At 74.0% G+C, this 13,326-nt stretch carries 14 protein-coding genes; 10 read left to right on the forward strand and 4 right to left on the reverse strand.

The annotated features are described in order from the left end of the window. Positions 1-182: 182 nt before the first annotated feature. Complete coding sequence (locus tag ACN26Y_RS20975; protein ID WP_155331931.1) at positions 183-1,382, forward strand: RtcB family protein; 1,200 nt, start codon at positions 183-185, stop codon at positions 1,380-1,382. 587 nt (positions 1,383-1,969) lie between these two features. Then, positions 1,970-2,206: a hypothetical protein gene (locus tag ACN26Y_RS20980; RefSeq protein WP_422733332.1), complete on the forward strand. Its 237-nt coding sequence runs from the start codon at positions 1,970-1,972 to the stop codon at positions 2,204-2,206. Positions 2,207-2,243: 37 nt separating this feature from the next. On the opposite strand, the gene ACN26Y_RS20985 is transcribed toward ACN26Y_RS20980, so the two are convergent. The 4 genes from ACN26Y_RS20985 to ACN26Y_RS21000 all read right to left on the reverse strand — a co-directional run bounded on the left by ACN26Y_RS20985 (position 2,244) and on the right by ACN26Y_RS21000 (position 6,027). Beyond that, positions 2,244-3,143 carry a Gmad2 immunoglobulin-like domain-containing protein gene (locus ACN26Y_RS20985; protein WP_155331933.1) on the reverse strand — a complete coding sequence of 300 codons (900 nt, stop codon included), beginning with the start codon at positions 3,141-3,143 and terminating at the stop codon, positions 2,244-2,246. Further along, positions 3,140-4,657, reverse strand: a complete 1,518-nt coding sequence (locus tag ACN26Y_RS20990) for a sensor histidine kinase (RefSeq protein WP_155331934.1) — start codon at positions 4,655-4,657, stop codon at positions 3,140-3,142. The genes ACN26Y_RS20985 and ACN26Y_RS20990 overlap by 4 nt, the downstream gene beginning before the upstream one ends. Before the next feature lie 12 nt (positions 4,658-4,669). Next, a complete protein-coding gene (locus ACN26Y_RS20995) occupies positions 4,670-5,350 on the reverse strand; it encodes a response regulator transcription factor (RefSeq protein WP_155331935.1) in 681 nt (226 codons plus the stop codon). 89 nt (positions 5,351-5,439) lie between these two features. Further along, complete coding sequence (locus ACN26Y_RS21000) at positions 5,440-6,027, reverse strand: AMIN-like domain-containing (lipo)protein (RefSeq protein WP_196255644.1); 588 nt, start codon at positions 6,025-6,027, stop codon at positions 5,440-5,442. 319 nt (positions 6,028-6,346) lie between these two features. Here ACN26Y_RS21000 and ACN26Y_RS21005 point away from each other — a divergent pair, with 319 nt between their 5' ends. The 8 genes from ACN26Y_RS21005 (at position 6,347) to ACN26Y_RS21040 (ending at position 13,240) form a co-directional block, all read left to right on the forward strand. Further along, positions 6,347-7,525, forward strand: coding sequence for a snapalysin family zinc-dependent metalloprotease (locus ACN26Y_RS21005; RefSeq protein ID WP_155331936.1), 1,179 nt, complete (start codon positions 6,347-6,349; stop codon positions 7,523-7,525). A 148-nt stretch (positions 7,526-7,673) separates the two neighbouring features. Beyond that, complete coding sequence (locus ACN26Y_RS21010; RefSeq protein WP_155331937.1) at positions 7,674-8,315, forward strand: hypothetical protein; 642 nt, start codon at positions 7,674-7,676, stop codon at positions 8,313-8,315. Between the two features lie 425 nt (positions 8,316-8,740). Beyond that, positions 8,741-9,043, forward strand: a complete 303-nt coding sequence (locus ACN26Y_RS21015; RefSeq protein ID WP_422733333.1) for an urease subunit gamma — start codon at positions 8,741-8,743, stop codon at positions 9,041-9,043. Beyond that, positions 9,040-9,417, forward strand: coding sequence for an urease subunit beta (locus ACN26Y_RS21020; RefSeq protein ID WP_155331939.1), 378 nt, complete (start codon positions 9,040-9,042; stop codon positions 9,415-9,417). Before ACN26Y_RS21015 ends, ACN26Y_RS21020 begins: the two co-directional genes overlap by 4 nt. After that, the gene (locus tag ACN26Y_RS21025; protein ID WP_422733334.1) at positions 9,414-11,117 is read left to right on the forward strand and encodes an urease subunit alpha; all 1,704 of its coding nucleotides are present in this window, start codon (positions 9,414-9,416) and stop codon (positions 11,115-11,117) included. The genes ACN26Y_RS21020 and ACN26Y_RS21025 overlap by 4 nt, the downstream gene beginning before the upstream one ends. Next, the gene (locus ACN26Y_RS21030) at positions 11,117-11,800 is read left to right on the forward strand and encodes an urease accessory protein UreF (RefSeq protein ID WP_155331941.1); all 684 of its coding nucleotides are present in this window, start codon (positions 11,117-11,119) and stop codon (positions 11,798-11,800) included. The genes ACN26Y_RS21025 and ACN26Y_RS21030 overlap by 1 nt, the downstream gene beginning before the upstream one ends. Next, entirely contained in the window at positions 11,754-12,512 is a 759-nt protein-coding gene (gene ureG / locus ACN26Y_RS21035) for an urease accessory protein UreG (RefSeq protein WP_370463264.1), read from the forward strand. Before ACN26Y_RS21030 ends, ureG begins: the two co-directional genes overlap by 47 nt. Then, the gene (locus tag ACN26Y_RS21040; protein ID WP_422733335.1) at positions 12,512-13,240 is read left to right on the forward strand and encodes an urease accessory protein UreD; all 729 of its coding nucleotides are present in this window, start codon (positions 12,512-12,514) and stop codon (positions 13,238-13,240) included. Before ureG ends, ACN26Y_RS21040 begins: the two co-directional genes overlap by 1 nt. Positions 13,241-13,326: the final 86 nt, after the last annotated feature.

Consider the following 13,326-nt stretch of genomic DNA (forward strand, 5'->3'; position numbering starts at 1 on the left):
CCCCACGCCGGCCGTAGGGTCCTCGCCGCGAGCCCGCACCGAGCCGAGGGAGCCCACCGCCGCCCACCCCACCGGGTCCGGGCGGCTTTTTCCTGCCCGAGGTGTAAGGAAGGGCCCCTTGTTAACGCCTCCGGTAGCGGAAGGGTCCCCTCTTAACAGTTTCACGACACGAGGAGACGACGATGGGCTTCACCCCGCTGGCGGGCACCCGCGCGCCGGTCCGGGTCTGGACCGACCCATACGGCATCGAGCCGCAGGCGGCCCGCCAGCTGCGCAACATCGGTGCGCTGCCCTGGGTCGAGGGCGTGGCCGTCATGCCGGATGTCCACTTCGGCAAGGGCGCCACCGTCGGTTCGGTCATCGCCATGCGGCAGGCCGTGTCGCCGGCCGCGGTCGGTGTGGACATCGGTTGCGGCATGTCCGCGGTCCGGACCTCGCTCACCGCGGACGACCTGCCGGACGACCTGGCCGACCTCCGGTCCGCGATCGAGGCGGCGATTCCGGTCGGCTTCGCCCAGCGCGACGACGCGGTGGATCCGCGGCGGATCCGCGGGCTGGAGCAGCGCGGGTGGGACGACTTCTGGCGGCGGTTCGGTGACCTGGACCGCCGGGTGGCCCAGCTGGAGACCCGGGCGCGGCGGCAGATGGGCACCCTCGGTGGCGGCAACCACTTCGTGGAGGTCTGCCTGGAGCAGGGTGGCGCGGACGCCGGCCGGGTCTGGCTGATGCTGCACTCCGGGTCGCGGAACATCGGCAAGGAACTGGCCGAGCGGCACATGGCGGTGGCGCGGCACCTGCCGCACAACGCCGACCTGCCCGACCGGGACCTTGCGGTGTTCCTCGCCGGCACGCCGGAGATGGACGCGTACCGCCGGGACCTGTGGTGGGCGCAGGAGTACGCGCGGCGCAACCGGGCGGTCATGCTCGCCGTGCTCTGCGAGGTCGTCCGCGAGCGGTTCCCGCAGGTGCGGTACGACGAGCCGGTGAGCTGCCATCACAACTACGTGGCGGAGGAGACCTACGACGGGGTCGACCTGCTGGTCACCCGCAAGGGGGCGATCCGGGCGGGCCGGGGCGAGCTGGGCATCATCCCCGGCTCCATGGGGACCGGCTCGTACATCGTGCGGGGACGGGGCAACCCGGACGCGTACCACTCGGCGTCCCACGGCGCGGGGCGGCGGATGTCGCGGGCCCAGGCGAAGCGGACGTACAGCACCGCCGACCTGGCCGCGCAGACCGCCGGCGTCGAGTGCCGCAAGGACGCCGGGGTGGTCGACGAGATCCCGGGCGCGTACAAGGACATCACCGAGGTGATGGCGCAGCAGGAGGACCTGGTCGAGGTGGTGGCGCACCTCAAGCAGGTGGTCTGCGTGAAGGGCTGACACACCGTGCCGGCGCCCGTCGGGGGGCGGGCGCCGGCCGCCCGCATTGGCTCAGCGGAGAGAGCGGCGGTCCACAAAACCGGAGAGACCTTGTCCGACTCCTGCTTGGGGCGGCGGCGCAAGTAATCCACACGGACCGGTGATGCGGGCTGAACTATTCATGGTTGTTGTCTAGCATCGGGCCTAGCGATCGCGGCGTCGATGTCCACAGTGACACCAACTTCAACCCGGGGGAGGGCATGCCTGGCGTTAAGCCTCGGTGGAACGACGAGGACCTCAAGGAAGCAATAGCCGCGGTCACCTCCTGGCGGCAAGTCGCCCTGCGACTGCGTATCAGTACCGGGGGAAATTCATTCCGGGCTCTCAAGGCCAGGACGGAACATCTGGGGCTAGACGTCTCCCACTTCAAGGGGCAGGGCTGGAATCACGGCACCGGCGTCGGCAGGAATCCTGAAGCTGCACGCGCGGCGCGGCGTCGATGGTACGAGAACAACAGGGATGTCTACAGGCGGAGAAACGCAAGGCGCCGTCGAGAACGCGCCGAGATGCTAGCAAAGCTCAAGGCCATACCCTGCGCTGACTGCGGCATGGAGTTTCCGTTCTTTGCTATGGAATTTGACCACCGCGAGGGCGAGGTGAAGTCTTTCTCGATCGCGGAGGCGCGAAACGGCATTGGCAAGAGCCGGCTCATGGCGGAAATTGCGAAGTGTGACGTTGTTTGCTGTCTCTGCCACCGTTTCCGCACCGCTCGACGAGCAGGGTGGACCGGGTTGGCCGAAAGGCTGCCGTTGGTGGAACTTTCAGAGCTGGCCGATGACAGCTGAGCCCGGGGCATCTTCAACCGAGACGAGTCCACCCGGCTCAGCGGCGGGGCGTGAGGCGTACGGGGACCGCCACGACCTTGGTCCGTGAGCCGTCGGCCGGGGACACCTCGTACACCTCGACGGTGCCGGCCTGTTCCCGGTCGACGCGGTAGCTCACCGCCACCCGGTAGTCGCCCCGGCAGCCGGTGCCGCAGGTGGCGGTGGTGAACGTGGTGGCGATCTCCCGGCCGCCGGCGTCGAGGACGCGGACGCTGACCGTCGCCTCGAACACGTCGGCGGTTCCGGCGACCGTGACCGGACTGGTGACCCGCGCACCGATGAGGGGCGTGGTCACGACGATCGGTGGCAGCAGGTCGGCGTAGTCGGTGCGGTCGACCGGGCCTGCGGTGCCGAAGCGGACCCGCCGCACGGTGGGGAACTGGGTGAGCGTCCAGACCACCTGGGCCTCGCGCAGCCGGACCGCCGCCGGCCCGCCCGTGGTCGGCAGCACCCCGAGCACGGCGGTCCCGTCCGCGATCCGGCTGACCTCGGTGCCGGCGGGCACCAGGGTGGCCAGGCCGGTGGCGCGCTCGGCCGCGGTCGGCCCGGTCGCCAGTTCGGTCAGCGCGAGGCGGGACGTGGCCACGGTGGCCGGACGGGTACGCCGTGTCGGGGCGATCCGGCCGTCGCGGACGTACCACAGCTCGATCGTGACCGTGCCGGTCGGCGCTGCCGTGGGGCCGGTCGGAGCCGGCGGCGTGGTGGCCGCACCGGGGCCGGAGGGGCCGGTCGGGCCCGGGCCGGTGCTCGACGGCGCGGGGGTGACGGCGCCGGGCGGGGTCGACGCGGCCGGCGGCGCCGCGGTCGGTGCCGGCCCCAGCGAGCCGGACCGGGGCTCGGCGCAGCCACCGACGGCGAGCAGGGCGGCGACGGTCAGCGCGATCGCACCTCGCCTCATGGCGCACCTCCCGGCTGCGCTCTCTCCTGTCGCGTGCCGGCCTTCCCGATCGCGTCGGCCGGCGCGATGTCGCCGCGGCTCCGCGGCACGCTGTCTCTCGCGGGCCCGGTCTCGTGCGGTGGCCCGGCGGCGTCGGGCGGCGCCTGCGGGACCGCCAGCCGGAAGGTCGTACCGGCGCCGGGGACGCTCGACACGCTCAACCGGCCGGCGAGCAGGCGGGCGTTCTCCCACGCGATCGCGAGGCCGAGCCCGCTGCCGCGCCCGGAGCGGGCCGGATCGACCTTGTAGAAGCGTTCGAACAGCCGGGGCAGGTGCTCGGCGGGGATGCCCGGACCCTGGTCGGTGACGTCGAAGACGACCTCCGGGCCGGCACGGTGGACGCCCACCCGCACGTGGCCGCCGCCGTGCTCGACCGCGTTGGCGACCAGGTTCGCGACGACCCGTTCCAGCCGGCGGGGATCGGTGCGCAGGTCGACGGGCGCCGCGTCGACCGTCACCTGGTCCGCCCAGCCACGCGCCCGCAGGATCGACCGCAGCAGGGCGGCCGGGTCCACGGTGGTCACGGCGAGCGCCTCCCGCCCCGCGTCCAGGCGGGAGATCTCCATCAGGTCCTCGACCAGCCGGCGCAACCGGACCACGTCGGTGACGAGCAGCTCCCCGGCGCGCCGGGCGTCGTCGGGCAGCCGGTCCAGGTGGTCGCCGAGCAGCGAGGCCGCGGCCACCAGGGCGGTGACCGGGGTACGCAGCTCGTGTGCGACGTCGGCGGTGAACCGCCGCTCCCGGGCCTGCGCCCGGGACAGGGCCTCGATCCGGTCCTGGAGCGCCTCGGCCATCTCGTTGAACGAGGCCGCCCAGACGCTGAACTCGTCCCGGCCGCGTACCGGCAGCCGCGTGGCGAGCAGCCCTTCGGTGAGCGCGCGGGCGGCCCGGCTGGCCCGGCCGACCGGGTCGAGGGTGCGGCGGGCGAGGGTGTGCCCCACCGCGGCGGCGAGCAGCACGACCAGCACCCAGCCGGCGAGCAGGGCGGTACGGAGCTGGTCGAGGCCGGCGGCGATGTCGTCCTCCACGGTGACCACGTACAGCTCGGCGGTCGAGCCGGGGACGCGACCGCCGACCACCAGCAGCCGGGGTCGGGCCTGCGGCGCCGACCGCTCGTAGCCGAGCTGGCCGGCCGCCACGGTCGCCCGCAGCCCCGCGCCCGGCGCCGGCGCGTACGACGGGTTCGAGGGGTACGCCTCGCCGTCGACGAGGACCACGTGCCGGCCGCTGCGCTCGAAGCTGGTGAGCAGGTCGGCCCGGCGCTGCGCGGTCAGCGGCACGAACTGCCCGGCGAGCACCAGTTGGTAGCGGGCGTCGGCGGCGGCCTGCTGCACCGAGGCGTCGAAGCGGGCCTGGCGCAGCAGCGCGTACGACCCGCCGGCGAGCAGCCCGGCGGAGACACCGGCGACGAGGACGAACGCGACGGTCAGCCGGCGCCGCAGGCGACCGGGGACGACCGGGTCCGCTGTCCGCACCGGGCACCTCCCTCACGTCGGTGACAACTTGTAGCCGGCGCCCCGGACGGTCCGGACCAGCCGGGGGTTCGCCGGGTCGTCCTCGACCTTGGCGCGCAGCCGCTGCACCGCCACGTCGACCAGCCGGGAGTCGCCGAGGAAGTCGTGGTTCCACACCCGTTCCAGCAGGAGTTCCCGGGTGAAGACCTGGCCGGGCCGGCGGGCCAGCTCCAGGAGCAGCCGGAACTCGGTGGCGGTCAGCGCGAGGTCCCGCCCGTCCTTGCGGGCGACGAAGCTGGCCGGGTCGATCTCCAGCCCACCGATCTCGATGGTGCCGGGGGCCGGCGCGGTGGTGGCCCGCCGGAGCACCGAGCGGACCCGGGCGACCAGTTCCGGCAGGTCGAAGGGTTTGCGTAGGTAGTCGTCGGCCCCGCATTCGAGGCCGACGACCACGTCGATGGTGTCCGTCCGGGCGGTCAGCATGAGGATCGGGACCTGGCTGGTCCGCCGGATCTCCCGGCAGACCTCGAAGCCGTCCAGGCCGGGCAGCATGACGTCCAGGACGATCAGGTCGACCGGCCGGGCGCGCCACGCCGCGAGCCCCGACCGGCCGTCGACGGCGGTGTCCACCCGGAAGCCGGCGCGCCGTAGGCCGAGGGCGGTGACCTCACGGATGGAGGCATCGTCCTCGACGACCAGCACCCGGCCTTCCATGCGCTGAGCGTAGCCCCGCTGGGGCCCCGGCTGACCTGGCGAAACGGCCGGTGTGGAGGGTCCGGGCGGCGCCGGACCCTCCGCCGTCGTCACTCCTGCCACTGGTGGGCCACGTCGAGGACGATCCGGCTGTGCGTACCGGGGCCGGCCAGGACGAACACCCGGAACGGCAGCCGTGCCCGCACCCCGACCGCGAAGGTGGTGTAGCCCTCGAAGCTGCCGCCGAACACGACGTCGCGCAGCGTGCGGTGGCGCAGCAGGTTGGCGGTGTGCTCGCCGACCCGGTACGGGACGGTGGCGACGTGCTCGTCGTCGTACGCGGGGGCCTGCAACGAGACCCGCAGCAGTTCGTCCCCGGCGGTGTACGGCGACAGCGGCAGTCCTTCGCCTTCGGTCCAGGTCTCGCCGTAGGCGACCGTGTAGCCGGTCACCGGGCCGGCGAACTCGAAGACCACCCGGTCGTAGCAGTCGTGCCGCCCGGTCCGCACGTCGACCAGTGGGGCGGTGCTCAGCGAACCCGCCGACTTGGTCAGGCTGCCCCAGGTGATCCCGCAGTACGGCGAGCCCGTCGCCGCCGCCTTCGTCGTGCCGGTCGGCGCGGCCGTGCCGGTGCCCGCGCCGGCGACCAGTCCGGTGAGTACGACCACCAGGACCATGAGTCCACTTTTGATCCGCATCTGTCTCCTCCTGCCGTTCGTGGCTGTTCCCGGCCCACCGCCGGGATGCCGACGGTCCGGCGTCGTCGCCGGTCCCGGTGTCGTCGGTCGCGCTTCTCGCGGGACCCGGTTTCACCGTGGCGGCGGTGCGCCACGCCACCTTCGCCGTGGCGTAACGGCCACGTAACAGTGAGTGGGGCCCGCTGCGGGTGGGCGCGCGTGGACCAGGGCGCGTCGGCCGGTATGACTCTTCCGCTATGTCGGGACATCGGCGTAGGTCGATCTAACATCCACGTACATCGATGGATGGCGGCGCTGCCGCCGACGACAGGGGAGTGAGATGCTCAGACGACAACTGCTGCGCGCGGCCGGAGCCGTGCTGGCGGCGGTGCTCGCGGCGGCCGGGGTGCAGGTCGCCACCGGTGCGCCGGCCTCCGCCGCCCGCACCGTCTACTACGACGCGAGCCGGGCCGGCGAGTTCCGCACGAACTTCGACCAGGCCGCCCAGATCTGGAACAGCTCGGTCAGCAACGTCCGGCTGGTCCCGCGTACGCCGGGCAACGTCACCATCTACGTCGACAGCGGGTGGCCGCGCGCCCAGGTCACCGGACTCGGCTCCGGCCGCATCTGGATGGGCTGGACCGCGGTGAACCAGGGGTACGACCGCACGCGCATCGCGAGCCACGAGTTCGGCCACATCCTCGGCCTGCCCGACCGGCGTACCGGCCTCTGCTCCGACCTCATGTCCGGCAGCAGCGCACCGGTCTCGTGCCGCAACGCGTACCCCAGCAGCGCCGAGGCCTCGCGGGTGAACTCACTGTTCGCCGGCAGCCGCGCGACGGTGACCACCGGCACCTTCACCTGGGGTTCCGACGATGTCACGCCGTTGGTGGTGGGCGGGCGGCCGGCCACCGAGAACTACCCGTGGCTGGTCTACACGTCCGGCTGCACCGGCACGCTGATCAAGGCGAACTGGGTGGTCACCGCACGGCACTGCCCGACGCCGTCCTCGGTGCGCGTCGGCAGCGTCAACCGCACCAGCGGCGGAACGGTGGTCCGGGTCAGCCGCTCGGTCAGCCACCCGACGATCGACGTCAAGTTGCTGGCCCTGTCCAGCTCGGTCTCGTACGCCCCGGCGCCGATCCCGACGACCTCCGGTGCGGTCGGCACCGCCACCCGCATCATCGGCTGGGGCCTGACCTGCCCGAACCGGGGCTGCGGCTCCGCGCCGACCATCGCGCACGAGCTGGACACCTCGATCGTGTCGGACAGCCGCTGCATCGGCATCAACGGTCCGTACGAGATCTGCACCAACAACACCGGCGGCAACTCCGGCGCCTGCTACGGCGACTCCGGCGGCCCGCAGGTGCGCCGGATCGGCGGTGTGTGGAACCTGATCGGCGCGACCAGCCGGTCGGGCAACAACAACGCGACCTGCGCCACCGGCCCGTCCATCTACGGTGACCTGCCGTCGATCCGCTCCTGGATCAACACCCAGGTCGGCGGCCTCCCCGCCTGACGGTAAGGAAGGGCCCCTTCTTAACGCATCGCGTTGTAGAAGGGGCCCTTCTTAACGCCCCGGAGGGCCGGTGTGGTGTCACCGTCCGCTCACGGAGTGCGGTACGGTGCGGACCACGCCCGATCCCTCCGAGGTGAACATGCCTGCCGTGGCCGCGCTCGCTCTCACCCTGGCGCTCGCTCCCGCCCCGACGCCCTCCGTCTCGCCCGAGCCGTCGCCCTCTGGCGGGGTGGTCGGGGGTCTGCTCGGCGGAGTCGGGGGGCTGGTGGGCGATCTGCTCGACGGTGGCAGCAGCCCGTCGCCGGGTGCCACGCCGAGCGCCGGCACGCCCTCGGCGCCCGGGACCTCCGGGGAGCCGGCAGCGACGGCCTCGGCCCAGCCGGCAGCGCCCACTTCCGACGGTGCTCACGCGGTGCCGGGCCGCACCGGCGGCGGCGCGGGCGTCCGCGCCCCGGGTGAGCCGACGCCGACCGGGTCGGCCGCGAGCGATCCGCCGGAGGCACTGCCGGGTCCGGCGGTGGACAGCGGCGGCGAAACCGGCCGGCTCCTCGTGTACGCCCTCGCCGTCGGCGTGGCGGCCGTACCGGTGCTGCTGGCCCTGCGGCGGCGCAGGGTCCCAGCCGGAGCCCCGGTGGCGCCGGAACGCTCCGCCGCCGCGCCTGGTCCCACCGGCCCGGACCCGGAGCCGGCACCGGACAACGTGTCCCGGCTGCCGACCGACCTCAACGCCATCTACGAGCTGGGCCGCCTCGACGAGCGCCTCAGCCAGGAGCGCAACCGGCCCTCGTGACCGGAGCCTGGCCGCCGGCCGGGCTCAGCCGCCTGAGGTGTTAGGAAGGGCCCCTTCTACAACGCGAGGCGTTAAGCAGGGGCCCTTCCTTCCACCCGGCCACGGCGTTACCGACCGGACAGGCCACGCAGGTCAACTCAATGCTCCGGACCGGCCATCGGCCGGATGCCGGCGACGAGTCACCCGGTCCTGCGCATTCCGCTGGTTGCTCCGCCGGCCACGCATCCTCTACGGTCTGCTCAGCGGTGGCGCGGTGCGGTCCGCAGCCGACGACCGCTGGGTGGCGCGTAAGCGGCCCGGGATGGTGGAGTCCCGGGATCGTCCCGCCGGCGCCGGTCAGCGTCCGTGTGATCCCCAGCTCGTGAGCCCTGGGCGCCGTGCGCCCGGTTCCGGGCCGGGACGCACCGACCCCACCGGGAGCACCCGTGTATCTCACCCCGCACGAGCAGGACCACCTGCTCGTCCACGTCGCGGCCGACGTCGCGCGCCGGCGGCGCGACCGTGGCCTGCGACTCAACTACCCCGAGGCCGTCGCGGTGATCACCGCCTTCCTGCTGGAGGGGGCCCGCGACGGCAGCACCGTGGTCGACCTCATGTCCGCCGGGCGCACCGTCCTCGGCCGGGACGACGTGCAGGACGGCGTCCCCGAGCTGCTGAGGGAGGTGCAGGTGGAGGCGACGTTCCCGGACGGCACCAAGCTGGTGACGGTGCACCACCCGATCCCGTGATCCCGGGCGAGGTCCTGCCCGCTCCCGGTCCGGTCGAGATCAACGCCGGGCGGCCGGTGACCACCCTGCTCGTCGTCAACACCGCCGATCGCCCGGTGCAGGTGGGGTCGCACTACCACTTCGCGGAGGCGAATCCGGCGCTGCGCTTCGACCGGGCCGCCGCCTGGGGGCACCGGCTGGCGGTGCCGGCGGGGACGTCGGTGCGCTTCGAACCGGGTGTCAGCCGGGAGGTCGACCTGGTCCCGCTGGGCGGCGCGCGGGTCGTGCCCGGCCTGCGGGGTGCCTGCGCCGGCCCGCTCGACGGCCGCGCCCGGGGTCGCGCCGCCGACTCCGACGACCGCTCCGACGGTACGAACGGAGGGCCCACCGCATGAGCGCGGTCGCACGGGACCGGTACGTCGCCCTGTACGGGCCGACCACCGGTGACCGGATCCGGCTGGCCGACACCAACCTGCTGATCGAGGTGGAGCAGGACCACTGTGCCGGCGGCGACGAGGCCGTCTTCGGCGGCGGCAAGGTCATCCGCGAGTCGATGGGCCAGTCCCGGGCGACCCGCGCGGAGGGCGCCCTCGACACGGTGATCACGGGTGCGGTGGTGCTGGACCACTGGGGCGTGGTCAAGGCCGACGTGGGTGTCCGCGACGGGCGGATCGTGGCGCTGGGCCGCGCCGGCAACCCGGACACCATGGACGGTGTCCATCCCGACCTGGTGATCGGTCCGGCGACCGAGGTGATCGCAGGCAACGGTCGCATCCTCACCGCCGGGGCGGTCGACACCCACGTCCACTTCATCTGCCCGCAGATCGTCACCGAGGCCCTCGCCAGCGGCATCACCACCCTGGTCGGCGGGGGCACCGGGCCGGCCGAGGGCACCCGGGCCACCACGGTCACCCCGAACGCCTGGCACCTGGCCCGGATGCACGAGGCCCTCGACGCGTTCCCGGTGAACGTGCTGCTGCTCGGCAAGGGCAACACGGTCTCCACCGAGGCGCTGTGGGAGCAGTTGCGGGCCGGGGCCGGCGGCTTCAAGCTGCACGAGGACTGGGGCACGACGCCCGCCGCGATCGACGCCTGCCTGCGGGTGGCCGACGCCTCCGGCGTGCAGGTCTCGATCCACACCGACACCCTCAACGAGGCCGGTTTCGTGGCCGACACGCTGCGGGCGATCGGCGGGCGGGCCATCCACTCGTACCACACCGAGGGGGCCGGCGGCGGCCACGCGCCGGACATCATCACCGTGGCCGGCGAGCCGAACGTGCTGCCGTCGTCGACCAACCCGACCCGCCCGTACACCCGCAACACCCTGGCCGAGCACCTGGACATGCTGATGGTCTGCCACCACCTCAATCCGGCGGTGCCGGAGGACCTGGCGTTCGCCGAGAGCCGGATCCGACCGTCCACGATGGCCGCCGAGGACCTGCTGCACGACCTGGGCGCGATCTCGATCATCGGCTCGGACGCGCAGGCGATGGGGCGCGTCGGGGAGGTGATCCTGCGGACCTGGCAGAGCGCGCACGTCATGAAGGCCCGGGTCGGCGCGCTGCCCGGCGACGGCGCGGCGGACAACCACCGGGCCCGGCGGTACGTCGCGAAGTACACCGTCTGCGCGGCCATGGCGAACGGCCTGGACGGTGAGATCGGCTCGGTCGAGCCGGGCAAGCTCGCCGACCTGGTGCTGTGGGATCCGGCCTTCTTCGGCGTCCGCCCGCACCTGGTGCTCAAGGGCGGCTTCATCGCGTACGCCCAGATGGGCGACGCGAACGCGTCGATCCCGACGCCGCAGCCGATGCTGCCGCGCCCGATGTTCGGCGGCTACGGCGTGGCGCCCGCCGCCACCAGCCTCGCCTTCGTGGCGCCGGCCGCGCTCGACGCCGGGCTGCGGCTGGACGTACGGCGGCGGGTCGTCCCGGTGGCCGACGTGCGGTCGCGGGGCAAGGCCGACCTGCCGAACAACGGTGCGATGCCGCACATCGAGGTGGATCCGGACACCTTCACCGTCCGCGTCGACGGGGCGGTGGTGGAGCCGGATCCGGTGCCGGAGCTGCCGATGTCCCAGCGGTACTTCCTGTTCTGATGGGCACGCGCAGCCTGCTCCTGCTCCTCGCCGACGGGCGTTTCCCCGCCGGGGCGCACGCCCACTCCGGTGGCCTGGAGGCGGCCGTCGCCGCCGGTCGGGTCACCGACCTGGCCACCCTCGCGGCGTTCCTGCGCGGTCGGCTCGCCACCGCGGGGCTGGTCGGCGCGGCGTTCGCGGCGGCGGCGCACCGGGCCGTCCCGGCCGGCGACCGGGCGGCCGTCCTGGCCGTGCTGGACGCCGAGCTGGACGCGCGTACCGCCGCACCGGCGCTGCGGACGGTGTCCCGCCGGCAGGGCCGGGCGCTGCTGCGCGCCGGGCGGGCGATCTGGCCGGACGCCCCGTTCGGCGACCTGCCGGGTGGCGGCGTGGGCCCGCACCAGCCGCTGGTGTTCGGGCTGCTCGGCGCTGCCGCCGGGCTGAGCCGGGCCGACACCGCGCTGGCCGCCGCCTACGGGACGGTGACCGGTGCGGCCAGCGCCGGGGTGCGGCTGCTCGGCCTCGACCCGTACCAGGTCCAGGCGTTGCTGGTCACCCTGGCGGGCGCCTGCGACGCCACCGCCGCCGACGCGGGGCGGGCCGCCGACGGCCCGCCGGCGGAGCTGCCGGCCGCCGCCGCGCCGCTCGCCGACATCCATGCCGAAGTCCACGCCACCTGGGAGGTGCGTCTCTTTGCGTCCTGAGATCGAGCACGACGAGTCCGTTCCGCACACCCATCCCGAGCCCGGCGTCGACCCGCACGCGCCGCTCGCCCCCGCCGGCCGTGCGCTGCGGGTCGGCATCGGCGGACCGGTCGGCTCCGGCAAGACCGCCCTGGTCGCGGCGCTCTGTCGGGCCTTCGCCGGCGAACTGCGGCTGGGCGTGGTCACCAACGACATCTACACCACCGAGGACGCCGACTTCCTCAAGCGGGCCGGGGTGCTCGACCCGGCGCGGATCCGCGCGGTGGAGACCGGCTGCTGCCCGCACACCGCGATCCGCGACGACATCGGTGCGAACCTGGACGCCGTCGACGAGCTGGCCGAGGCGGTCGGCCCGCTGGACCTGGTGCTGGTGGAGAGCGGCGGGGACAACCTGACCGCCACCTTCAGCCGGGGCCTCGTGGACCGGCAGATCTTCGTGGTCGACGTGGCCGGCGGGGACAAGGTGCCCCGCAAGGGCGGGCCGGGGGTGACCGCCGCCGACCTGCTGGTCATCAACAAGACCGACCTGGCGCCGATGGTCGGCGCGGATCTGTCCGTGATGGACCGGGACGCCCGGGCCCGGCGGGGCGACCTGCCCACGGTGTTCCTCTCCATCGCACAGGACCCGCTGGCCGTGCGGGTCGCCAACTGGATCCGTCACGAGGTGGCGCACCACCGGGTGTCCGTCGCCGTGCCCGCCGGACCGGCCTGATGCGGGCCACCGCCCGGCTGGTCGCCCGGACCGACGGTCGCGGTCGCACCATCCTGCCGGAGCTGCGCGGGGAACCCCCGGTGCTGCTGCGCCAGGTGCCCGGCCGGGGCGGTGGCGTGACGGTGTACGTCGTCGGCGGGGCGGCCGGGCCGCTCGCCGGCGACGACCTGCGGCTCGACGTCGAGGTGGGGCCTGGCGCGGCGGTCCGGGTGCACACGGTGGCCGCCTCGGTGGCCCAGCCCGGCCACCCCGGCGCCGTCTCCCGGATGCGGGTCCGGGCGAGTGTGGCGGCCGGCGCCAGCCTGCACTGGCTGCCCGAGCAGCTGGTCGCGGTGGCCGGCTGCGCGCACGTCGCGGACTCCAGCGTCGAGGTGGCCGACGGTGGGACGCTGCTCTGGCGGGACGAGCTGGTCTGCGGCCGGCACGGCGAGCCGTCCGGCGACGCGGTTGTCCGCACCAGCGTGGACCACGGGGGCCGTCCCCTGCTGCGGCAGTCCCTCGCGGTCGGGCCGGACGCGCCCGGCTGGTCCGGGCCGGCCGTGCTCGACGGCGCGCCGGCCACCGGCACACTGCTGGTGGTGGATCCGGGCCGGCCGGCCGGGCCGCCCCTGGTGACCGTGGGCGGGGCCGTCGCCCGGCTGCCGCTGGCCGGCGGCCGGGCCACCCTGTGGACCGCGACGGCCCGAGACGCGCACACCCTGCGGGAGAGCCTGACGCCGCCGATCTGATCCGCCCGCGGGCACACGGCGATCGTCACCTGTGGTGGCCTCCTCGGTTGGCCGGACTCCGTGGACCGCCGCATGGTACGAGTGGT

The sequence above is a fragment of the Micromonospora sp. WMMD558 genome, from assembly GCF_049315255.1.
GTDB lineage: Bacteria > Actinomycetota > Actinomycetes > Mycobacteriales > Micromonosporaceae > Micromonospora.